This window comes from Okeania sp. SIO1H4 (assembly GCF_010672695.1).
GTDB lineage: Bacteria > Cyanobacteriota > Cyanobacteriia > Cyanobacteriales > Microcoleaceae > Okeania > Okeania hirsuta.
The window spans coordinates 282,747-304,877 of sequence record NZ_JAAHGB010000006.1; the positions used below are offsets into that span (position 1 = coordinate 282,747).

The window sequence follows — 22,131 nt, forward strand, 5'->3', positions numbered from 1 at the left end:
AGAAATTCAGCCACTTGTTTAAATTGATTTAGCAGTTAAGGTATTAACCGATTTTAACTTTAGTTTTTCATCAAAATGCTCTCTGAAGCTATAGTTTAAAAATCAAAATTTATCTATATAAAAATTTTTTTTCCTTTTCGTCAATTATATCTGTTTTAAGAAGAGGTAATTGTTAATTATTAATTGTTGAAACTTTGTCAGATTTTGGGGGCGATCAAAGTAGATCAAATGAAAATGGCGGCCAAAAAGTTCCTACTCAGTACCGTTACTTTGATTGGGTAAGCGGACAAGGAGAAGATTTCACTCTGACATTCGACGACGGTATCCTCACCTACGAGATTGGTGGAAAAACTTTGGAATACAGTATTACAGATACTTTCAACGATCTATTTATCCGCACAACAGCTCGTAAATAAAATAATAGTGTTGTGGTAGATAAACTAATGCTAAATGGTGAGGCAATCGGGGAAAATTCTAGTTTTGCCTGCGACGAAATGTGGTCATTTGTTGGGAGTAAAAATCACAAACAGTAGCTCTGGCTGGCGATGGATATAGAAACCAGAGAAATAGTGGGTTTCTGTTTAGGAGAAAACAGCGCATTAGGGTTGTGGAATTCACTGCCTGGTGTCTACAGGCAATGTGCAATTTGTTATACAGATTTCTGGTCAGCTGATGATTTAGTTTTTCCTGATTATAGGCATAAATCAGCAGGTAAAGAAACTGGTTTAACTGCCTATATAGAAAGATTAAATAATACTTGATGTCAAAGAATTTCTCGGTTAGTCAGGAAAACTTTATACTTTTCTAAAAAATTAGAAAATCACTTGGGTGCTATTTGGTATTTTATTCACCATGATCATGAAGCGTTGGCGGAGGGAGCAAGTGCGGCAGCTATATCGCTTCACTGTAATTTGATCACTACATCTACAGGACTACCAGCATTTCTAGCTTCTGCTAAGGTACAGTTGTCTTTTTCTTTCTTATTGTCTGTTGCTTTCTGGAACTATTGCCTAAAACCTAGAATTTTTTTGTACCTCAATAGAAAAAAGTTTAATTTTTTAATTAATATCAATATCTGAAATATTTGTATTTGCTTCTGTTTATGTGTAATCTGACTGAAAAATCAAGAGGGAGTAGGAAGTGGAAAATTTATCACTAGATACTACTCCTCATCTATAAAGTAACTCTAATTCATTGCCATTTTCAAAAATATTTTATCAAAATAATTGGGTCTAAAACCCCGCCTTTTAAGACGAAATATTTTTGGAGAGTTGCTCACGCATCCCCCTCCTGGGAGGGGTTAGGGGTGGGTTAACTTCTGACTTTTGACTTTTGACTTGGTTAAAGTCTCTATCTTCATCTGTCATTTTTTGATCTAGTAACTAGATAAGAAAGTGAATGTACAAGCAAAGATTAAGACAGTATATTGGCTTAATATTCGGTATGTTCGGTGGGTTACGGCAGACAGTTAAGATTTTGGTTCGCGACTCATAATTATTGTTAATTATTGTCGCCTAACCCACCCTACGCCTGGATTTAATATTCCTTTTACAAACAGCCTCTAATATTTGATAAATAAGGTAAATAAAATTTAAAAAACCTCTGCTCCTTCAAACTGTTTAACTTGCTGAACATTAGCAGACTCTCCACAAGTTCGAGGTGTAGGAAAGATTTTTTCAGGATTAGCTAAACCCTTGGGATTAAAAACACTTCTTACCCATTGCATCGTTTCTAAATCTGTCTCATTAAACATTAAAGGCATATAACATTTTTTATCTGAACCAATGCCATGTTCTCCAGATAAACTACCACCAACTTCCACGCAAATCTTGAGAATTTCTCCACCTATTTCTTCCACAGTTTCAAAAGCACCTTCAACAGCATCATCATATAAAACTAACGGGTGAAGATTCCCATCTCCAGCATGAAATACATTAGCAATACGATAACCATATTTTTGACTAATTCCTTCAATTTCACCTAAAACATAAGCCATTTTTGTCCGAGGAATTACTCCATCTTGTACATAATAATTTTTACTAATATTCCCAGCAGCAGCAAAAGCAGCTTTTCGTCCTTTCCATAATTTCATCCTTTTTTCTGGTTCATGAGCAGTAGTAATTTCTATAGCTCCGTTTTTTTCGCATATTTCTTTGATGCGCTGTTTGTTTCGATCCACTTCTACTTCTAAACCGTCTAATTCTACTAATAAAACAGCAGCAGCATTTCGGGGATATAGATTGGTTTTGACGACATCTTCCACAGCATTAATACTGAAATTATCCATAATCTCCATCCCCCCAGGAATAATGCCAGAACTGATAATATCTGACACAGTTTGTCCGGTAGCTTCAATATTAGGAAATCCTGCTAAAAGCACGCAAACTGATTCGGGAGATTTGAGAATTCTGAGAGTAATTTCTGTAGCTATTCCCAGGGTACCTTCGGAACCTACAAATAAACCTGTTAAGTCATAACCAGGCATCTCTGGAATTTGTCCGCCAAGATCAACTATTGAGCCTTCGGGAGTAACTATTTTTAGTCCTAAAACATGATTGGTTGTTACACCGTATTTGAGACAATGAACCCCTCCAGAATTTTCGGCAATATTCCCACCAATAGAACAAATAATTTGACTGGAAGGGTCAGGAGCATAATAAAAACCAGCTCCACTAACTGCTTGTGTTACCCAATTATTTATAATTCCTGGTTGTACAACAACTTGTTGATTTTCTAAGTCTATTTTCAGGATTTTTTGCATTAATGAAGTGACAATTAAAACGCAGTTTTCTATTGGTAATGCCCCTCCAGAAAGACCCGTTCCTGCACCTCTAGGAAGCCAAGGAATATTTAAGCGATCGCATATTTTTACTGCTGCTGCGACTTGTTCAGTAGTGCGTGGTAATATTACTAATGCGGGACGTTGACGATAGCTAGCTAGACCATCACATTCATATACTAATAATTCTTCTTTGCGTTGAACTACGCCTTTTTTACCCACAACAGTTTCAAATTGTTTGGCTATTTGTTTCCAATTTTGTTTTGTTTGTTGTTGATTTTTGGTAAGCATTTTAGTTTTATTTATAATATTTGAACTTTAATTAGGATTTATACCAGCTTAAAAAAAGAATTCTACAAAAAGGTGCATCTCAATCAGAGATACTTAAAAAGAGATTCTCCAATTCATTTTAGATAGTTATATCTATTTATTTTTACCTTTTTTTTCTTCAATATTTTTTTGCTTCTTTTCTCTTCCTTCTGACCTACGGACGTTGCATACAACGTTCCTACCATTTGTCACAAACACTTATCAAACTGGTATTACACAACGTATGAATTATAAACACTATATATCTATAACGTTATAGTTTTTATTCACTATATATAGCGTTTTTGTGTGAATCGTATTAAATTAAGATTTTTCAATTATACCATCTAATTAAGGGTTTTTTTAGGGAATGGTTTACTCCCATTTCTCACTAATTAATTTTAGAAACTGATTTATGGCCTAAAAATAGGCGTTTAAGAAAAAACAGAAAAATTTAGATATTATATTGAGAAATAAATATAAGGTAATATTTCATTCATAAATTGCCCTATAATATAATCTACTATTTATCTATAATTACTATCTCTTTTTTCCATTCTTCTGGAATGCCGTAAATTTGAGATTTTTGACAACGTTTGAGATAAAGTTTTACAGCTTTGTCTTCCAGGTTGATGTGGAAAATATTTAAGAAAATTTCTTTTGCTGCTGAATATTTTTGTTGATAATAAAGAATAATAGCTTGTTCAAATTCAGTTTTGGTTTGAATTTTTAATTGCTTTTGTGCTTCAGCATCTCCATCCAAAATTTCAAATACTGCAACTGCTTCTTTTTTCCTTTTTACTTTAACTCTATCTAAAAAATGATAATTATATTTATCGAATTCTTCTAAATCAAATAAAGTATTTCCACTGATTAAAATATTAGATCCATATAACTTAGTTAAATTTTCTAAACGAGAGGCTAAATTAACAGCATCACCGATCACTGTAGTATCAATAGACATAGGCGTGAAAAAGATATAGACTTTTTGCACATAGCAGGCAACAGGCAACAGCTCCGGAAAGTAACAGGGAATAGATTTTTAGGAAAAAGGTACGAAAAATGATTTAGGGAACTGACTTTTACAACTCTAGCTTATGTTAAATAAAGGGTAAGTTTATTTTCACCAGATGTCTAATTCTTTTCCCACCTCCCACAGTTCCTAACATTAAATCATCGGTATTGATTCCAATTCCAATTCTAATGGATTGCTGTTGAATTTCTTGACGTTCTTGATTATATATAGCCAGACGCTTTAACATATTAATTCCGGGATTAATTGCATCATGTACAAGTTGCCGATAAAAAGAGCGCAAGGAGCAGTTATCTAATTGGTTAATTAAAACTAAATGGCAATCTCTTAAAGACTTTATTTACGCTATATCCACAAAATAATTTCAAGATTTTATTCACAAGTGGGAGATTAAAGACGAATCATTTACAAGTTATCCAGTAATTAGTCAAAATGAAATATTAACTAGTGAATATGAACCAATAAACCAAAATAAATTTCCTCACAAACAAATAAGAATCTCAAATAATTTGTTCATGGTAATATTTTTTTGTCGCAGCTATTATTGTTGGAATTGTTCTTTATTTCAGATAAATAACTTTAAACAAGTTCGGAGTTATATCATGTCCGGTTAAACAGTGATAAATAAATAACTACGGAGGAGTCAGTCCTCAGGAGTCAGGAATCAGGAGGAAAGAGGTAATAAAGAAGAACAACAGGAGAAGAAGGAGAAAGTTTTTTTATAACTAATTATCCGGACATGATATTAAATAAAATACAAGAATTTTTACTTTTTATATTTGCAGCAGGGTCTATTTGAGACTTTGCTACCAGTCTTTTAGGTATAATTGGTGTATTTGGAGTAACTGATTAACTGATTGGAGACAAGAACATATTCCTATTTATATCACTGCTCTTGCTGGTAGTGCTTTAATTTTAGGGTTGAGCATAAATGCAGAAGATATTTGGTCAAAATCTGGAAATAATAAATACAAAATTTTAATCCTATAGTCATACATAAAACCCCCTTACCAAAACAAGTCCGTTTCGCTTTAAAGTTAATTTTCAAGCTGATAAAAATACAAAGTAAGCAAGACTTATTAGTAGAACCAAAAAAATCAATACAGAAATTAGCGATCGCGTGAATAATGCCATTATTAAAGGAATGGAAATTCAACCTGAATACCGCCCTCAAACTGTACAGGAATGGTTGACATTACTTCAAGTTCAACCTCAGAGTATTATTTCTCAAATATCTAAGGTTTCTCGAACAATTATGTCTCAAATGGCTACCTTAAATATTCCAGGTATCAAACCTCTTTATCAAAATTCTGTCAAAACTTTTGATCGAGGAGAAACAAATATATTACTAACTGGAACAGGTATATTCATATTTATTGTTGCGACTTATATCTATTCTCCCAAACTTAATTTTCCTATAATTTCTCACCCTTCACCCCCTCAACCTATTCCTATTCCACAACAAAAATTTCATCCTACTATACAACCTCAAAAATCACCCCAACCTTTACCCGAAACTAATATTCCAGATATTTCCCAAACAACTATTAACTATGATGAATTAAGGTTTGCTGAAAAAATCTTTTGGTAAGGGTAGAACCCAGAACTAAGAACTCAGGAGAAATGGGAATTAATTAGGAGATGGTTGTAAGAATTGTCCCTTAATTTTTTTGCCCTTGTCTGCCCAAAATACTAACTTTTTGAGCTTTTAGACCGAAAATCTGGGATTTTTTTCCACCTAAAAAGACACTTGCATTTATCTGTCAATGCTTTGAGAGTTAATCAGCAAGTCCTAATTATTGAAGCTTTCACTCCGGATTAGTCGCTAAATAGAAAATACAAGAAAAATAACATCGATTAATTGCTAGATTTATTACTTCTCAAGTATTCCAAATATTAATCATGAATCAAGGGAAAAGCATCAGGATAAGCCTGCCAAACTTTCCTCACAAAATGTTGTAATTTTTGGTGTGAAATTTGCAGATTTTTCTCTTGACTATCTAGCAATTCTAATTCAGTCAAAAGTGGAATAAACTCTGTATCAATAGCTTCCCTGAATAAACATATTGGCCAAACCAAATCAGCACCATCTCGCACATCCCATAAACTTGATTTTTCTAAATTTTTTTGATGATTTTCACACCTAACCTCTGAAGTAGATAATTTCAACAACAAAGGACGAACCCAACACATTTTGCGTGTTTCTAATACTTGAATTACTTCTGCATATAAACAAGTATTTTCATACTCCAAACACACAATTTGGCTAGATTTAAAATTAGGGATTAAATTTGTCAATACTGGCTTCATATACGAAATATCCTCATATAGTAGTCTTAATTTTACAGAAGTTTTCGACTAAATTAAGTACAAATTTTGAGAATTTTTGGGAATAAGAAATAGCGATCAATCTTAAACTGTTCCTAACTATCGGTGCAAACTTTTATAAGTTGTGCAGAAATACAGAAAAGGTAAAAAAGATAGGAACTTCAAATTTTGGTAGTTCTGCAAATGTAGTGATATTGATAAGTAAATCCCTTTCACTTTTAGAAACAAAACTATAAAAATCACTACTTGTACATCACTACTCAAATATTTAATCTTATAATGTTATAGAAGTCAAAGGAAAGAGCGCGGATATATCAAAAACTTAAAACTCAGGCAACACCAGATTTTTCCTTGTTCCTTCTTCCTTCTGCCACATATCCACATATGAAATATGAAAAATAATGCTACGTAATACCTCCCTTAAAACTCTTTGACAAGAAAAAGGATACATAGCAAAAATTTTAGTATTTCATATTAGTTTTGGATTTTTTCCAAATTATTGATAATTATCATACTATACCATTTTGAAAAAAAATTATTACAAATAGTGTAGTTAAGGAATAAGGCTTGAGTTATCTAGAAACATAGTCATTTAATTCTAGATTTTGGCAATAAATTTATTGATTTTCAGACAGCGAAAGATCAATTTACTAAAGTTTGAAATAACGTAGTTTCGTCAATACATACAATATCACAGTTTAGAATGAAACAGCCCAGAACTAGATGTGAAATCAAACAAAAGAGGGAAGAAGTTAGAAAAAAGCAATAACAATAACAATAATATATTTTCTCACTCAATTAGCTCGATAATTTTTCACAAAAATAAACCAACTCCATACCAAAATCATCTATTATTTGTAATCAACATTTATCAAGCTAGTATTATATATATTTTTTTGACAGTATTCAGGTGTGCTGAAAATTGAGGATAATCAAGAATCTTTCAAAATCACTATAAATAAATCAAAGCCTTTTCTATATTCTTGGCTATAGAATATTGATGTTGTCATCAAATTCAAAAACTTTAGACTCACAATGAAAATTAATTATTCACCCTGATTGGTGAGAAAAAGTATATTTATAATCCTCCTTCTTTCTTCTCTGATTTACCAAATAATCAAGATTTATAGCCTCTGATTTAAAGAATAGATAAATCACAAAAATCTTATTCGCCAATTCTATCCGTTTTCAGGAGAAGTAATTATTAATTATTAATTATTAACTAGACAGTGCAAAGTTCTGGGAATAACTATTGCTAGTCAAGGGTTTCACGGACTCAAGGTTAAAAATTCTCCATTCACAGAGCGTAGGTGCTGTAAACCTTTCCCAGTAACACTTTCAACCTTGAGAGCCAACTGTTTTTTAGCAGAACTTTGTACTCTCCAGTTATTAATTATTAATTATTAATTGTTGAATGCCCATCTATATTTTTAAGTGCTGCTTCTAAATCCATAGTTAAGTTTTGTGCCTGCTTTTTCCCCGATCCATAAATATAATCATTTACAGATAAAGGAACACCAATACGAACCATAACATTACAACCACGGCGTGGAATAACTGGGTTGTAATTCAAAGATATAGGCACTATTTTAACACCAAGATTTTGTTGATAAGACTCAGCTTGTAATCCTATTCTAGCTAATCCTGTTTTGAGAGAATGAACTTGATTATCGCGATAAATTTTACCTTCAGGAAATATCACTAACATTTCCCTCTTTAACATTAATTCTACTCCATAGCGAAAACAAGAAACTGCCGGATTTTTTGGATTAAGAGGAAACCCGCCCAAATGTCTAATCAACCATCCTTGTAAACATTTCATTTCATCCATACTAACCATAAATCTTAGGTCTCGACCAGTCACTAATCTACCTGTAGTATAAGGTATGATTAACCCATCCCAACGAGAACGATGAGTGGGAGCTAAAATCACAGGTCCATCTTTCGGAATATTCTCTTTTCCAATAATATTTATTTTACGAAAATACAATGGCATTACTATATGATGACCTAAAAAATAAGATAAAGATGCTAACCAAGGAGAAATGCTAGAAGGTTTTGAGTTTACTGGAGAATGTAATTTCCTTAAAGAAGCTTGGATAAAGTCAAGATTTATCATAGTTTTTTTAGCTCAATCATCTAATTTAATTTCTTGACTCTAAGGTAAACTTTATTCCTGTTCTAGTGGCATCCTTAAATGACACTTCTTATACTGTCAGCTATAGAAATTAACACTTCAGTTATCATCTTTTTTATTTTTATCTGCCTATTTTATGTAAACATTCAGCTATTAGCAGTCAGCACTTCCCTGTGGGATGCTACGCAAACAGCAATCAGTAATCAATAATTACTTCTCAGGTTTGGCAAGGGAACACATGGCAGTAACTTTTTATTCAAAATCAATTTCAAAGGTTGCTTTTACCTTCCACAAAATTAGCTGAACTCCGCAGTTCCGACCTGATGCGGCTAGCTAATAGCTGGCTGCTGAATGCTGACTATTTTATAGTAGAAGGAAGAAGGCTTTAATTATCTAGAAGAGAAGAAAAAATTTTGTTTTATCTGAGTTTTAAACTTTTGATATCAAATCCGGTAGCATCTGTATAAAAGGGTGTATCTCATATTTGCAAAAATACTTTTTTCCTATATATTCCCTGTTCCCTATTCCCTGTTCCCTGTTCCCTAAAAGCGATAAATTTTTGGCTTTATTCAAAATTGAGATGCACCCGTATAAAATCTTTTGAAGTAGGAGTCAGGAATCAACCCACCCCTAACCCCTCCCAGGAGGGGAACTCAGGAGTCAAGAGGGAAAAAAATTTATAAAGATTTGGTAATGGTGAAGATGGAGAATGTTTTTATACCAAATTCAACGGATTTGATATGATATATCTTAATACCAAATCTCAAAAAGTTTGCTATATATCTTTGTAATGTGGAGATAGGGAGATGGGGAGTTAGGCAGTAGTTATATAGCAATCAAACATAGGATTACTATTCAGAAATGGTATAACCTTTCCTGAGACTGCTATATTTTCAAAGTTAATTTACTTTACTTAGATAAACACAAAAATTGCTCATTATCTGTCATTGTGGATAGCAGGTTTCACCACAAAATAATTCCCTTTCTTGTTTACCGAAGGTGAGCAAACCAAAACTGTAATTCTTGACGACAAACAGATTCCATTATTCCTCCCAATACAGCCAGACGATGATGAGAAAAAACACTATCTGGAAAATTAGCAACAGTTCGTATTGTGCCAGTTTTCGGATCGTCTGCTCCATAAACCAATAAACCTATTCTTGCCTGCAATATTGCCCCCGTACACATCGGGCAAGGTTCGAGATTAACGTAGAGAGTACATTTATTTAAGTGCCAATTCCGCAAAATTTGTCCCGCTTGTCGCAAAGCCAATATTTCTGCATGAGCAGTAGGGTCAAAATCTCGCTGCCGTCGGTTTTGAGCTTCTGCAATCAACTTGCCATCTGAGTTTACTATGACAGCTGCAACTGGTACTTCTCCAGCATTACCAGCAATTTTGGCCAATTCTAATACTCGACTCATCCACTTTTGATGGACTAGATAACTTGGATGGTCAATCATCTAAAATCTCCGATAAAACCTGACAGGATTTTAGCAATAGACTTGGGCTTAGACAATCTAGCAACTTGTTTATCTAACAATAGTGCAGGATAGCGGAAATAACTGACCAGACAAAATCCTAAAACAATTACAAATCAATACTTTTGACTTTTAACTTCCATGTAGTGGTACTAGGTCGTTGTTCACCTGGGACGGGAGAAAACTTAAATCCATCAACCATAGTACAACAAGAAAATACTAGTTCAATATAAGCAGGATGTTAAAGGATTGACTAAAAAACAGGTGGTATTACAGTAAATCGAAATAATAAGGTTTGAGATTAGTTAAATAAAGCTGTTAGATATCTAGTAACCTGGTGTACTGAAAACAAAATATCTATCAACTTCTAAAAATATGAGTAATCAGCCTTTGCAAATAAAATGGCAAATTGTTAAAGAGTATAGCGATATTCTTTACCACAAAACTGATGGAATTGCCAAAATAACTATTAATCGTCCCCACAAACGCAATGCTTTTCGTCCTAAAACTGTGTTTGAACTTTATGATGCTTTTGTTGATGCTCGTGAAGATCCAAATATTGGAGTAGTTTTATTTACAGGTGCTGGACCTCACACAGATGGTAAGTATGCTTTCTGTGCTGGTGGAGACCAAAGTGTAAGAGGTACAGCAGGTTATGTTGATGAGACTGGAGTACCACGACTGAATGTATTGGACTTACAACGCTTAATTCGTTCCATGCCCAAAGTTGTCATTGCTTTAGTTGCTGGATATGCTATTGGGGGGGGTCATGTTTTGCATATTATTTGTGACTTAACTATTGCTGCTGACAATGCAATTTTTGGTCAAACTGGACCTAAGGTAGGTAGTTTTGATGGTGGGTTTGGGGCAAGTTATTTAGCTAGAATAGTTGGTCAGAAAAAGGCACGAGAAATTTGGTTCCTCTGTCGGCAGTATACAGCTCAAGAAGCTTTGGAAATGGGCTTGGTTAACTGTGTTGTACCTATAGAGGAACTAGAAATAGAGGGCATTAACTGGGCTTCAGAAATTCTGGAAAAAAGCCCGATCGCTATTCGTTGTCTCAAAGCTGCTTTTAATGCTGACTGTGATGGGCAAGCTGGTCTACAAGAATTGGCTGGTAATGCTACTCTTCTTTACTACATGACAGAGGAAGGAGCTGAAGGTAAAAAAGCATTCCTAGAAAAACGACCTCCAGACTTTCGCAGATACCCTTGGTTACCTTAGAGATTGTTTGTCAAGAATTATAAAGTGTTTTTACTCCTCACCAATTCAGTATTTCAAAGCACAAAGTTTGGGATAAATAACCAAGTAGTTACAATTTAAAGAGCGTTCTTTTCCCTTACAAAACTTTACAAAAAGTCTCTTAGAGTCAGGATAAAAATGTAGCTTTTTTTTGACATGGATAAGTTACTGAGACCTTAACTTATATTTCTCATAATAACTAACCCCAATTTTGTTAGTTAGTTGAGCTAAAAAAAATTGGAGACAAACCTTGTTCTTATAGATAGAAGGGTATCAAGTACCCTCTTGAAAGAAACAAGGCTTTTAACTTTCATTTTAGGTAAAACTAACTACTTCCAAATTTTGATCGATTTGCTGATTCCAGATAGCTATACTCTCAAGATTTTCCCAGGATTTATTGAAGGGAGATGAAGCTAACGAACAGGCTTTCCAATTACTTTCAACTGGTGTAGTTAACTTTTGACAAACACCACCACGTCTTCCTTCTGGTAAATAGTATCGGCAATTACGACAAACTAAAGTGGGTTTCATAAAAAATTTTCCTAAATTTAATTGAGTCTATCTTAATTATTTTGAATCCAAGAGACTCGTGGTTTTAATCTATTAAATCCATTGTGACACCTAGATTATGAATATCCCTATCAATTAAATAAAATTTATATTATTTTTATAATTACTTTATAAACAGAAACATTTATGCGAAATCTAGTACGTAAAAATGTATTAATTCATACATTATTTCGGTAAACTTGATAGGGATCAAGTTAAAAGATAAGTCAGATCGAAGTAAAATAGATAATATTTAAACCAAGTAATGGAAAATATTTTTGGCTTAAAGCCCATAAAGATAGACTCAAAAAACTATCAAAAATTTCTAGTCACCCACTTAATATAAAAATTAATGTTTTTGTCTTTTCAATTACATTTGAGGAGTTAAAATTATGAAATAATTAAAAATTAACTTGATGACCACTGTTTAGTGGCACAAATTGCACATACTGACCAACGTTGAATTTCTCCCGGGGGTGTAGGACATTGGCATTGAGGACATAGAGGTAAACCTTGAAAGCGGGTATTGATAGTTTTAGCCCAATTTTTAAATGTGGTTTGAGGACTTTGATTTTTATGAGTCGAGTCTTTCAAGGTTGCTTTTTGAGATTTAGGAATCATGCTAGGATGCTGTAGCCAATCATTTTTGTCAGTTTGTCTCGATTGATGAGATTGAATTGTATGCCAGTGAGCAGCAGAAAACCGGATATTGTTTAGAGGTGTGGGTAAAAAATGATTGAGCTTATCTAAAAGTTGGGACACCCGAAAACTAAGTTCTTGAGATAAAGCAGCACTAGATGTTGCTACATATAAAACTTTTCCCTCTATATATAGAGGCTTAGTTTGGGTAGCCATAACTCCTAAAACTTGTTCCCAACATTCCATCAGTTTCAGAAACTGTTGTTGTTGAGGCGATCGCTCCATAATTTGGAGATAGCCTAAAATCTGATTGAGAGATTGAAAATCCATAGTCGTTTTACAATAGTTGGGACATTCTATCTCAAATATAAAATTTATTGAGTCGGTAACAGGAGTTCTCAAATGAGTCAAAGTTCTTTGGTTAAGTCCACTAAAAGCTCTACAGACCAATTGAATCCCACTTTGCAAGCTGTAATGGACAGTTTAGATGTACAACTAGAAGCAGAATTAACAAGATATCGCAAGTACCGCAGGCGAACAGAACAATCACAAGTTTCTCAGCAAAATAGTAATAAACAAATTTATAAAACACCCGAATTAATTTCTGTATCACCGGTAGATGACCAAACAGCATCCCCATTACCTTTATCAGAACCAAAATTATCACTAGAAGACTCTGAAATATCTAACACTTCCGCCAACAAAAATTCACCAGTAGCGATCGAACCTCCAACTCCATCAGAACTTACTATGGCCAACAGAGCTGATGCAGAAAATCAGGATGGTGAGAAACAGAAATCTCAACTAGGTACAGATAATTCCACAGCGCCAGATGACAACCTTGAATCTTCAGAACAACTTCTACAGAGTCTAGACAAATTAAAATCCCGTCGTCAGGAGCAACCTACTTACTTAGCAAGTTTGTTTACTCCTCTAGGAATAGTTTCCATGTTTCTATTTTTGATTTCTTGTACAACTTTGGGTTATGTTGTGATGAATCCATCAGGTCTGAAAAATCTTGGTTTAGACCGTTTGTTAAAAGATACTTCAGCTCAAAAAGATACAGATGATACTACTGGTGGTAATGGTCAAAATAGAGAGGACCAACCTTTACCAAAATCTCCTGACTTGGCATCTCAAGAATTTGTAGATTTAGATTTGAATACCCTAAGTAATGTTAATCCTAAATCTAGCCAGTTTCCATCTCCCACTGCAACATTGAAACCTGTGGTACCACCTCCAATATCCGGAAGTACTAATACTGTGGCACAACCTACTTATAAACCAAGGGCAGAACTTGATAATCTCAGCAGCACCTTATTGCCTCAGTCTACTCAATCTCCTAATCAACAATCTGTTGTAACTACTCCATCTTCTCCAGTACCATCTCCAACAGTAAAAAATTCTGACAGTTCTGAAATAACTACTCCTATACAGTCAGATAATGGTTGGTATTATGTTGTTGTAGATTATGTGAATGAAGAGTCTTTGTACAATGCACAGCAAATAGTCTCAGATGCTTATATTCGTGAAACGACTAATGGTATGAAGATACAAATGGGGGCTTTTTGGGACCCAGAAAAAGCAAAGAAATTTCTCCAAGAATTACGGCAGGAAAGAGTTGATGCGAAATACTATAAGTTACCACCTGAGAATTATTAAAATGACTTGGGCAAATAATTTTAGCTACCAGTCAGAATTGAAAAGTTAACTCTGTTGAAGTAATAGGTAATATGATGTAGTTGATATGGATTGAAATATCACTACTAACTACTGAAAAAAGAATCAACTGGATACAGAGCTAAGAAACTTAACCCGTAGAAATGGAAAAATGCTTTGAGTCTGGCAAGCCTTCATCCATCAATAGACATCTCCTCCAAAAGAGGGAATAGGCAATAGATAATAGGTAATAGGGGAAATAATTGATAATTTATGGATAATAATTGATTTTATTTTTGATTCTTACCAGAGGTCTAATAGGCTTTTAATGCATCAGTTTTGACTTCTGCGAAGCAGTTAGCTTATTGACTACTAAATTATAGTGAGGTATTTCACCAGATTTATATGACTCCTAAAGCTTATTTTCGGCGTTGCATATTTGGGGGATAAATTGTAGGTTCACATGAAAGAGTAAGTAGGCTTTACCTATTCCTAAAAAATTCATCTCTGAATTCAGCAGCCCTATTTTATTACTCAATTAACTTAAGCTATAGACAGGTAGATTAGGACAGAGACTAATGATGCTCCAAATCAGGGGGGTAGTTGTGTATAGTAATGCTAAAGGAAGCACCGGGAGTGTGGGGAACACCGGGAGTGTGGGAGAAATTAAAAAATATATATCCTCACAATTACCATGCAGGACTACCATCAGGGTAAATGTTTTTCTCGCTGTTCCCTGCTATAGATAAATCAAAATATAATAAATAATAATGAAGAGGGATAGTCTTTATGGGACTTTTAGACCGTGTTTGGCGGGTAATTCGTGCTAATATTAATACTTTAATTTCTGGTGCGGAAGATCCAGAGAAGGTTCTGGAACAGACAGTGACAGATATGCAAAATGACCTGGTGAAACTACGCCAGGCAGTGGCACAGGCGATCGCTACTCAAAAACGTACAGAACGACAATGTTCTCAAGCTCAGTCTACTGCAGATGAATGGTATAGGAGAGCGCAGTTAGCTCTGCAAAAAGGCCAGGAAAATTTGGCACGGGAAGCTCTAACTAGACGCAAATCTTACCAAGAAACTGCTAAATCAATGAAAATTCAGGTGGAACAGCAAAAACAGGTAATGGAAAAGCTGAAGCAAAATATGAGACAGCTGGAACAAAAAATTAGTGAGGCTAAACTAAAAAAGAATATGTATATTGCCAGGGCACGTTCTGCTAAGGCCTCGGAAAAGCTAAATGAAATTTTGGGCACTGTGAATACTGGTAATGCTTTGAGTGCTTTTGAGAAGATGGAAGAGAAGGTAATGCAGCTTGAGGCTAAGTCTGAGGCGATCGCTGAGTTGGGAACTGATAGTTTAGAAAAACAATTTGCTTCTTTGGAAGAAGGTAATGATATTGAGACTGAGTTGGAGGCGATGAAGGCGGAAATGTTGCCTGGGGGAAGTAATTCTCAGTTACCAATTCAAGATAGTTCTAATCTCAGAAAAACAGAATCATAATTTGAAGATATATGGAATCAATTTACATGAATTATAGAGGTTTTCTTATTTGGGTTTAAACTATGAAGAAGAATCTGTCTTTTTACTTGAAGTATTCTAGCTACTCAAGATAACTAAGGTTCTGGGGATTCTTATTATACTGTTTTGCTTTAAACAAACTAATCTTGCTAAAGGACAAAGCAACAGACTTTTTCTCATCCAGCTAAACCCATCTTCAATATTTCAGTCTTAATATTTATGTCCGATGTTTTTCGTTGATACTTAATCTAAAAATCATTACCACTCAGCAAAGTCCTGATTTTTATGGGTAGTTCGCGGAGAAAGAAAGACTTAAAATGAATGTATAGCTATGGGGAGAGTATCCTTATCTATTACTAATGAAAAATTTGGCTTATAGTAGTTAGTATTGGCCAGTAAGAGCTAGAAGCTAAATTAAACATCAAAGGAAAAATAAAATTATGGGATTATTTGATAGAATTGGTCGCCTTGTCAGAGCTAATGTTAATGAAATGGTAAGTAAAGCTGAAGACCCTGAGAAGGTTCTAGAGCAGTCTATTATTGATATGCAAGAAGATTTGGTACAGTTGCGTCAGGCTGTTGCTAGTGCTATTGCTACTCAGAAACGTAGCCAACAACAATATAATCAAGCTCAATCTCAAGCTAATCAATGGTACTCCAGGGCACAGTTAGCTCTACAAAAAGGAGATGAAAATTTGGCCAAGGAAGCTCTACAGCGTAAGAAGACTTATTCTGAGACAGCAGACACTGTAAAAGTATCTTTGGACAGTCAAACAAGTCAGGTAGAAGTTTTAAAGCGGAATTTAACTGCTTTGGAAGGTAAGATTTCTGAAGCTAAGGCGAAGAAGGATATGCTGAAAGCGCGAATGACTGCTGCTAAAACTCAGGAGCAACTCAATAATACCATGGGTTCTCTGAATACTAGCGGGGCAATGGCAGCTTTTGACAGGATGGAAGAAAAAGTTTTACAAATGGAGGCCCGTTCCCAAGCTACAGCAGAGTTAGCTGGTGGCAGTGGTTTGGAAGAGGATTTCCGAAAGTTGGAAGCTAGTAGTGATGTTGATGATGAGTTAGCGGTGATGAAGGCACAACTCTCTGGAGGTTCTGTAAGTCAGAATCAACTACCTGCGTCAAATCAGGGTTCAGCAGAAAAATCGGAGGTTGATGCTGAACTGGAAGATTTGCGTAAACAACTTGACAAAATGTAATTTTTGTTTATTTTCTAAATGTGCTGATATTTCGGCAATACTTTGAGCCTTGATGGATATTATAGCGATTTTCAAATATATAGACTACAGTGGCCTCCTAATCGATACTCCCTAATCCAAGAGAATTTTGTAGTCTACTTAAATGAAAAGTGTTATAAGTATAATCTGTCAAGGCATTTTTCTGTTAAATTACACAATTTTGGGCAAAAATACTGAGGTTTTACTATTGGCATAGTTATCAGATTGGGCTATGTACTATATGGGGTAGTGCAGAGCGCAAAGTGTGGGAATGGTAATTAGATCATTCCAGTTCCAAGGGGCGATATAGCTGCCGCTAGGCTCCGCCAACGCCAGCCCCGATCTTTGGGCTGCAGTATTGTCCTTGCGACTATGAACCCAAATCCAATTAAAGTAGGCGATACGCCTGACGCCACGCTCCGCGAACGCTAACCTCACTGTTACTTCCGTTTGCTGCCAGACCTTACCAAACTTATTCTGGGGTGCGATGCCACCGACCTATCTGCTGTCGGACAATTCTATTAGTTCGTTCTAATTGCTGAGTCTGGTCTTTACCGATGATATGTTCTACTTCTGGTGGTAAAACTCGTTCATACCCACCCCAATCATCTGTATAATAATGTTTACAGCTAGTTTTTCCTTCTGTATTGGCGATTAATTCTGTATCGGAACTCGTGACTTTGTTTGCCAACTCTAGTAGCCAAAATTAATCCACGTTCTGGATCCTTGAGTCATGCCAATCCCACAATCCCCTTCTGTTAATTCATTTGCCTGAGAATGTTTTTGTGTCTTGAGTGCGTCTTACATTCTGGGGAGACCTCACCAATTAGCACTCGCTTTTTTTAGACGAATGACCAAAACTCATAAGTAGCTAGGCAGAATTAAATAGAAAACGTTCTGTGGTATGTTGGTCTTGTTGAGCGCGAGCTTCTACACCCTCTATAACAGCCATCGCCAAATCATATTCATCTTCAAAAATCCGACCAGCTAGTAGCAATGAGCGCTGGTATATTTACAAATTGTAGTAGGGGCAAAAGAGCTAGAAGTCTTATATGATCGGCAATTTATTCCCCCTGTTCCCTGTTCCCTGTTCCCTGTTCCCTGCGCACAGCGCTATATATAGAATCCGGTTATATAGTATATGTTTATAACTATACTTCAATCTCTCGACACTTCCCCCTCTTCCCCAACTATATAATAAGTATTCAACCGGATTTGATATTACGGGGCGATCGTTAAAATCTGGCAAAGTTGAATTGTTGACGTACTCCCCGGCATAAATGCACGGGGATTCTCAAGCGGATGTTACGAAGCGGGATAAATCCACGCTTCTCCACCCTTTTTCCTGTTTCTTAGGCTCTTAACTAGACCGTTTCTAGTCCCCGTCAGACCGCCTCCCCAGGCAACTTCTTTAACGTCCAAGATGCGCCCCACCTCAGACACCCCTCTATTTCTCACAATCAGCGCGGAGGCCACGTCTCGATGAGTCATATAACCACATTCAGGACAAGAATGAACTCTAAAGCTGAGTTTTTTCTTCCCTGTATGAGCATTGCAATTGGGACAAATTTGAGAAGTATAATCTTTATTGACCTTCCCGAAATAGACTCCTCGCTTCCAACAAACCCATTGCAGGATGGTGACAAACTGACCGAAACCTGCATCTAAGGTATGTTTTCCCAACATTCTTTTGGCCCATGCCTGAAAATTAAGGTCTTCAACAAAAATCATTCCTGCTTGGTCACATAAATGATGGGCTAACTTAAAATGGAAGTCTTTTCGAGTATTGGCTATCGTTTCGTGTAAACGAGCAATAATCTTGCTTAACTTTTGCCAGTTATTTGACCCAATCTGTTTCTTCTGGAGTCTGCGTTGCAGTAATTTCATCTGGCGGTGCAAACTGTTAAAGAATCTGGGTCGTTTAATTAATTCTCCCTCTGATGTGGCTAGGAATTTATCGAGTCCCAAATCAATCCCAATGGGATCACCATGAGGGGGGACATCGGGAACATCCACATCACACTCTAAACAGAGAGTTTTGACTTAGTTAACAATTTACGTCATAACGCGGCACAATACGATAGTTGTCTCGAACAATAACTTAGTGAAATTTATCAAACCAAGAGCATTGACTTAATCAAAAAATAACGATATTATACGTTATAAACCGTACTATTAGACCGATTGTGTTTGCTGCGCACATGAAACACAAATAAATGAAATGAAATCCATTAGAACCAAGCTCAAACTGAATAACCAGCAAAAAACTCTGATGGCTCAACACGCGGGGTATAGCAGATGGTGCTATAACTGGGGTTTAAGTTTGTGGAATGCTGCATATATTCATGGTTACAAGCCTAATGCTCGAAAGCTAAGAGAGGTTTTTACCAATCACACAAAACCACTTTATCCTTGGATGAAAAACTTGTCCTCTAGGGTCTATCAATATGCTTTCATCAATTTAGGTGAAGCGTTCAAGAGGTTTTTTCAAGGGTTGGGTAAACACCCAAGGTTCAAGAAGAAAGGTAAACATGATTCCTTCACAATTGATAATTGTGGAAAACCAATAGAACTAAATGGATGGAATCATAAATTACCTTTTATTGGTATTGTTAAAACTTATGAACCAGTTGAAGCTACAACTAAAAAAATCACCATTAGTAGACAGGCAGGAGATTGGTACTTAAGTTGTAGCTATGAATTCACTCCTAATCCAACAGAAAAGACCACTGAAGTTGTAGGTGTTGATTTAGGTGTAAAAACCTTAGCAACTTTAAGCACGGGAGTTGTTTTCCCTGGCGCTAAATCTTACAAGAAATTTGAAAGCAAGCTCTCTAAGTTACAATACCTTAACCGCAATAAAAAGATTGGTTCAGCTAACTGGAAAAAGGCGCAACTTAAAATTGCCAAGCTACACACAAAGGTAGCTAATATCCGTAAAGACGTGCTTCATAAATTGACAACATATCTAGCTAAAAACCACAGCATTGTGTCAATTGAAGATTTGAATGTTCGCGGTATGTTGGCTAACCATAAGCTAGCTAAGTCTATAGCCGATCAAGGATTTTATGAATTCAGGCGACAACTTGAGTACAAGTGTGAGTGGTACGGCTCTGAATTAGTAGTCGTTGATAGATTCTTTCCATCATCAAAAACTTGCTCAAACTGCGGTCATGTCCAAGATATGCCGTTAAATGTAAGGACTTATGACTGCCCTGAGTGTGGCTTGTCAATAGACAGAGATTTAAACGCTAGTATTAATTTGAGAGATGCGGTCGGCTTGACCGTGAATGCCTGTGGATGAGTAGCCGCCGACGGCCTCAGTTGAAGCAGGAAGTAAACAGTAAAATGTCATGTTATGACGTTTTATATCGGTTTTATGAAGCAGAAGCTACATATAATTCTACATTAGGCAAATCTTCAAGGATTTGTAGATATAGTTCTTGGAGTTCTGTAACAGCTTTTATAGATGAATCTCCTTGTTGTATGAAATCATTTACTCCTGCCATTAATAAAATAATATCAGGAGTATCAGACTTGTTCCAAGCTTCATTATTAACTATTCCATCAATAGTTATACCTGGTCTGCCTTCATGTTTTAATGGTTCATTTCCCTGTGTTCCAACAAATTCAAAGTCAATATTTTCTTCTTTGAGATCAAAGTATAAAGATCCTCGATGAATCAGTGTATCAGTAATTGAATCTCCTAAAGGCATTATTTTTAAAGTAGCTGCTAAGGTAGCAGAACTTACAGTGGTAAGTAAAGATGTTGTCATCATTACTACTGATACTAAAGCTCTCTTGACTTGTTTCATTAGTGTCGTGAGTTAAGATTTTTATTGATTTAGTTGACATGGTTAACAATAACACTAATAAAACAATACCAAACCAGTATTTTTGCTGAACCTATTTGCTTTGTTGCACAAACAGAGCAAATAGGTTCATTAATTAATAATTAATAATTACCTGGTGGTTAAAACCGTTACATAATTGAATATATAAGGAAATTCAAGAGCACTTTTTTCTCCACAGCGAGTGAGAGGCTTTATCATTTTCTTTGTGGGTTTAATACCCCACCGTCAACGGGGGTGTTCAAAATTACTTGGGGTGAGAATCCCCATGTAATTTTCCTCCTGTCTCCTGTCTCCTGTCTCCTGTCTCCTTCTTCAAACCTTGATTTTTCGGTAAAAATATTGGAATTTTAGGGGTTATGAATTTATCAAAATAATTAGCTCTAAAACCATGCTTTTTAATCAGTTATCAGTTAAATCTTTTTTCTAGTTTGATCAAAAGAATAAAGTGAGAATTTAACTTCTGAATTATTACTTCTGACTTGATCAAAAACTTGATTTTTTCCTCTCAAATCACACAATCCCAAAAGTCCCAAAATTTACGTCAAAAATACTAATTTCAACAAGTACCTGCTAATTTCGACATAATAGAAGTAATATAGTTAACCTAAGAGAAAGTTATAATTCAGCTCCTCACTGCCATTGTGCCTAATTCTCAAGGAGGGACAAAATGAAAGAACAAAATCAAACTCGTAATTTATCTGTTGGTATTGTGGCCAGTGTTTGTGCATTGGCAGTGGCGGTAGGTGGTGGCATCGCCTTATGGACAAATTTACAATCAACCACCACAAAAACTTCTGATAATTCTCAGACTTTTACAACTCCCTCAACTCCAAAGTCGCCTGATGAGACTTTGCCTCCCCCACCTCCTGCTAAAGTTGAATCTCCAGACTCTGTTCCTTTATATGTGCCTCAACCCAAAGCAGTTACAGAAAAAACTGTAGAACTTTATTGGGTTAAAGACACTACTGGAGAAATTGATTTAGTTTCTTCTACAGTGAAATTAGAAACAGCAGACGAACCGGAAGCTATTTTAAAAGCTGCTTTTGACCGCTTGCTCGTAGGTCCAGCAAATACCGATGTCCTTAGTGCTATTCCCACAGGTACAAAAGTTCAAGCACTTACTGTTGAAAATAATGGGGTCTACATCGACTTATCTGAAGAATTTACTTCTGGAGGCGGTAGTGCTTCGATGATGAGTCGCTTAGGACAAGTTATTTATACTGCCTCTAGTTTAGAACCAGATGTAAAAGTGTGGATTTTTGTGGGTGGTAAACCTTTAAAAATGCTTGGGGGTGAAGGTTTAGAAGTATCTCAGCCCATTACTCGTGATAATTTTCAGCAAGAATTCCAATTTTAGATATCATATACCA

At 35.5% G+C, this 22,131-nt stretch carries 19 protein-coding genes and 2 pseudogenes; 9 read left to right on the plus strand and 12 right to left on the minus strand.

Translation table 11 applies throughout. The features are described from left to right. The first annotated feature begins 194 nt into the window (after positions 1-194). Both F6K06_RS05555 and F6K06_RS05560 read left to right on the plus strand, forming a co-directional pair. Positions 195-416 carry a choice-of-anchor W domain-containing protein gene (locus F6K06_RS05555; protein ID WP_124144010.1) on the plus strand — a complete coding sequence of 74 codons (222 nt, stop codon included), beginning with the start codon at positions 195-197 and terminating at the stop codon, positions 414-416. A 72-nt stretch (positions 417-488) separates the two neighbouring features. Next, positions 489-872 (plus strand): annotated as a pseudogene (locus F6K06_RS05560) (IS1 family transposase); the annotation flags it as partial. A gap of 719 nt (positions 873-1,591) precedes the next feature. Here the strand turns inward: F6K06_RS05560 and glcD are convergent. From glcD to F6K06_RS05575, 3 genes are all read right to left on the minus strand, one after another. Beyond that, complete coding sequence (gene glcD / locus F6K06_RS05565; protein WP_124144009.1) at positions 1,592-3,070, minus strand: glycolate oxidase subunit GlcD; 1,479 nt, start codon at positions 3,068-3,070, stop codon at positions 1,592-1,594. A gap of 541 nt (positions 3,071-3,611) precedes the next feature. Further along, positions 3,612-4,052, minus strand: coding sequence for a DUF3808 domain-containing protein (locus F6K06_RS05570; RefSeq protein ID WP_124144008.1), 441 nt, complete (start codon positions 4,050-4,052; stop codon positions 3,612-3,614). 136 nt (positions 4,053-4,188) lie between these two features. Further along, positions 4,189-4,404 carry a hypothetical protein gene (locus F6K06_RS05575; RefSeq protein WP_124144007.1) on the minus strand — a complete coding sequence of 72 codons (216 nt, stop codon included), beginning with the start codon at positions 4,402-4,404 and terminating at the stop codon, positions 4,189-4,191. 837 nt (positions 4,405-5,241) lie between these two features. Here F6K06_RS05575 and F6K06_RS05580 point away from each other — a divergent pair. Continuing rightward, entirely contained in the window at positions 5,242-5,712 is a 471-nt protein-coding gene (locus F6K06_RS05580) for a hypothetical protein (protein WP_192901078.1), read from the plus strand. Between the two features lie 305 nt (positions 5,713-6,017). Here the strand turns inward: F6K06_RS05580 and F6K06_RS05585 are convergent, their stop codons facing one another. From F6K06_RS05585 to F6K06_RS05595, 3 genes are all read right to left on the minus strand, one after another. After that, positions 6,018-6,380 carry a hypothetical protein gene (locus F6K06_RS05585; RefSeq protein WP_240038846.1) on the minus strand — a complete coding sequence of 121 codons (363 nt, stop codon included), beginning with the start codon at positions 6,378-6,380 and terminating at the stop codon, positions 6,018-6,020. Positions 6,381-7,845: 1,465 nt separating this feature from the next. Next, complete coding sequence (locus tag F6K06_RS05590) at positions 7,846-8,568, minus strand: 1-acyl-sn-glycerol-3-phosphate acyltransferase (protein WP_124144005.1); 723 nt, start codon at positions 8,566-8,568, stop codon at positions 7,846-7,848. A gap of 1,008 nt (positions 8,569-9,576) precedes the next feature. Continuing rightward, positions 9,577-10,047 carry a nucleoside deaminase gene (locus F6K06_RS05595; protein WP_124144004.1) on the minus strand — a complete coding sequence of 157 codons (471 nt, stop codon included), beginning with the start codon at positions 10,045-10,047 and terminating at the stop codon, positions 9,577-9,579. A 408-nt stretch (positions 10,048-10,455) separates the two neighbouring features. On the opposite strand from F6K06_RS05595, the gene menB reads away from it, so the two are divergent. Then, on the plus strand, positions 10,456-11,289 hold the full coding sequence (gene menB / locus F6K06_RS05600) for a 1,4-dihydroxy-2-naphthoyl-CoA synthase (protein ID WP_124154173.1): 834 nt from the start codon (positions 10,456-10,458) through the stop codon (positions 11,287-11,289). A gap of 333 nt (positions 11,290-11,622) precedes the next feature. On the opposite strand, the gene F6K06_RS05605 is transcribed toward menB, so the two are convergent. Beyond that, the gene (locus F6K06_RS05605) at positions 11,623-11,838 is read right to left on the minus strand and encodes a hypothetical protein (RefSeq protein ID WP_192901077.1); all 216 of its coding nucleotides are present in this window, start codon (positions 11,836-11,838) and stop codon (positions 11,623-11,625) included. Between the two features lie 426 nt (positions 11,839-12,264). After that, the gene (locus tag F6K06_RS05610) at positions 12,265-12,825 is read right to left on the minus strand and encodes a DUF721 domain-containing protein (RefSeq protein WP_124144003.1); all 561 of its coding nucleotides are present in this window, start codon (positions 12,823-12,825) and stop codon (positions 12,265-12,267) included. Between the two features lie 72 nt (positions 12,826-12,897). Here F6K06_RS05610 and F6K06_RS05615 point away from each other — a divergent pair, with 72 nt between their 5' ends. From F6K06_RS05615 to F6K06_RS05625, 3 genes are all read left to right on the plus strand, one after another. Then, positions 12,898-14,157 (plus strand): hypothetical protein, encoded by a 1,260-nt coding sequence (locus tag F6K06_RS05615; RefSeq protein ID WP_124154171.1) that lies wholly within the window; start codon positions 12,898-12,900, stop codon positions 14,155-14,157. Positions 14,158-14,943: 786 nt separating this feature from the next. Then, entirely contained in the window at positions 14,944-15,663 is a 720-nt protein-coding gene (locus tag F6K06_RS05620) for a PspA/IM30 family protein (protein ID WP_124144001.1), read from the plus strand. A gap of 458 nt (positions 15,664-16,121) precedes the next feature. Continuing rightward, on the plus strand, positions 16,122-16,889 hold the full coding sequence (locus tag F6K06_RS05625) for a PspA/IM30 family protein (RefSeq protein ID WP_124144000.1): 768 nt from the start codon (positions 16,122-16,124) through the stop codon (positions 16,887-16,889). Between the two features lie 490 nt (positions 16,890-17,379). Here F6K06_RS05625 and F6K06_RS05630 read toward each other — a convergent pair whose 3' ends face one another. The 3 genes and pseudogenes from F6K06_RS05630 to F6K06_RS05640 all read right to left on the minus strand — a co-directional run. Next, on the minus strand, positions 17,380-17,598 hold the full coding sequence (locus F6K06_RS05630) for an IS1 family transposase (protein WP_124143999.1): 219 nt from the start codon (positions 17,596-17,598) through the stop codon (positions 17,380-17,382). Between the two features lie 180 nt (positions 17,599-17,778). After that, positions 17,779-17,904 (minus strand): hypothetical protein, encoded by a 126-nt coding sequence (locus F6K06_RS05635; RefSeq protein WP_287323188.1) that lies wholly within the window; start codon positions 17,902-17,904, stop codon positions 17,779-17,781. A 308-nt stretch (positions 17,905-18,212) separates the two neighbouring features. After that, positions 18,213-18,941 (minus strand): annotated as a pseudogene (locus F6K06_RS05640) (RNA-guided endonuclease InsQ/TnpB family protein); the annotation flags it as partial. A 187-nt stretch (positions 18,942-19,128) separates the two neighbouring features. On the opposite strand from F6K06_RS05640, the gene F6K06_RS05645 reads away from it, so the two are divergent. Further along, positions 19,129-20,211, plus strand: coding sequence for an RNA-guided endonuclease TnpB family protein (locus tag F6K06_RS05645; protein WP_124154458.1), 1,083 nt, complete (start codon positions 19,129-19,131; stop codon positions 20,209-20,211). 73 nt (positions 20,212-20,284) lie between these two features. Here the strand turns inward: F6K06_RS05645 and F6K06_RS05650 are convergent, their stop codons facing one another. After that, complete coding sequence (locus F6K06_RS05650; protein ID WP_124145882.1) at positions 20,285-20,722, minus strand: SGNH/GDSL hydrolase family protein; 438 nt, start codon at positions 20,720-20,722, stop codon at positions 20,285-20,287. Between the two features lie 706 nt (positions 20,723-21,428). On the opposite strand from F6K06_RS05650, the gene F6K06_RS05655 reads away from it, so the two are divergent. Next, complete coding sequence (locus F6K06_RS05655) at positions 21,429-22,118, plus strand: GerMN domain-containing protein (protein WP_124145883.1); 690 nt, start codon at positions 21,429-21,431, stop codon at positions 22,116-22,118. Positions 22,119-22,131 lie beyond the last annotated feature (13 nt).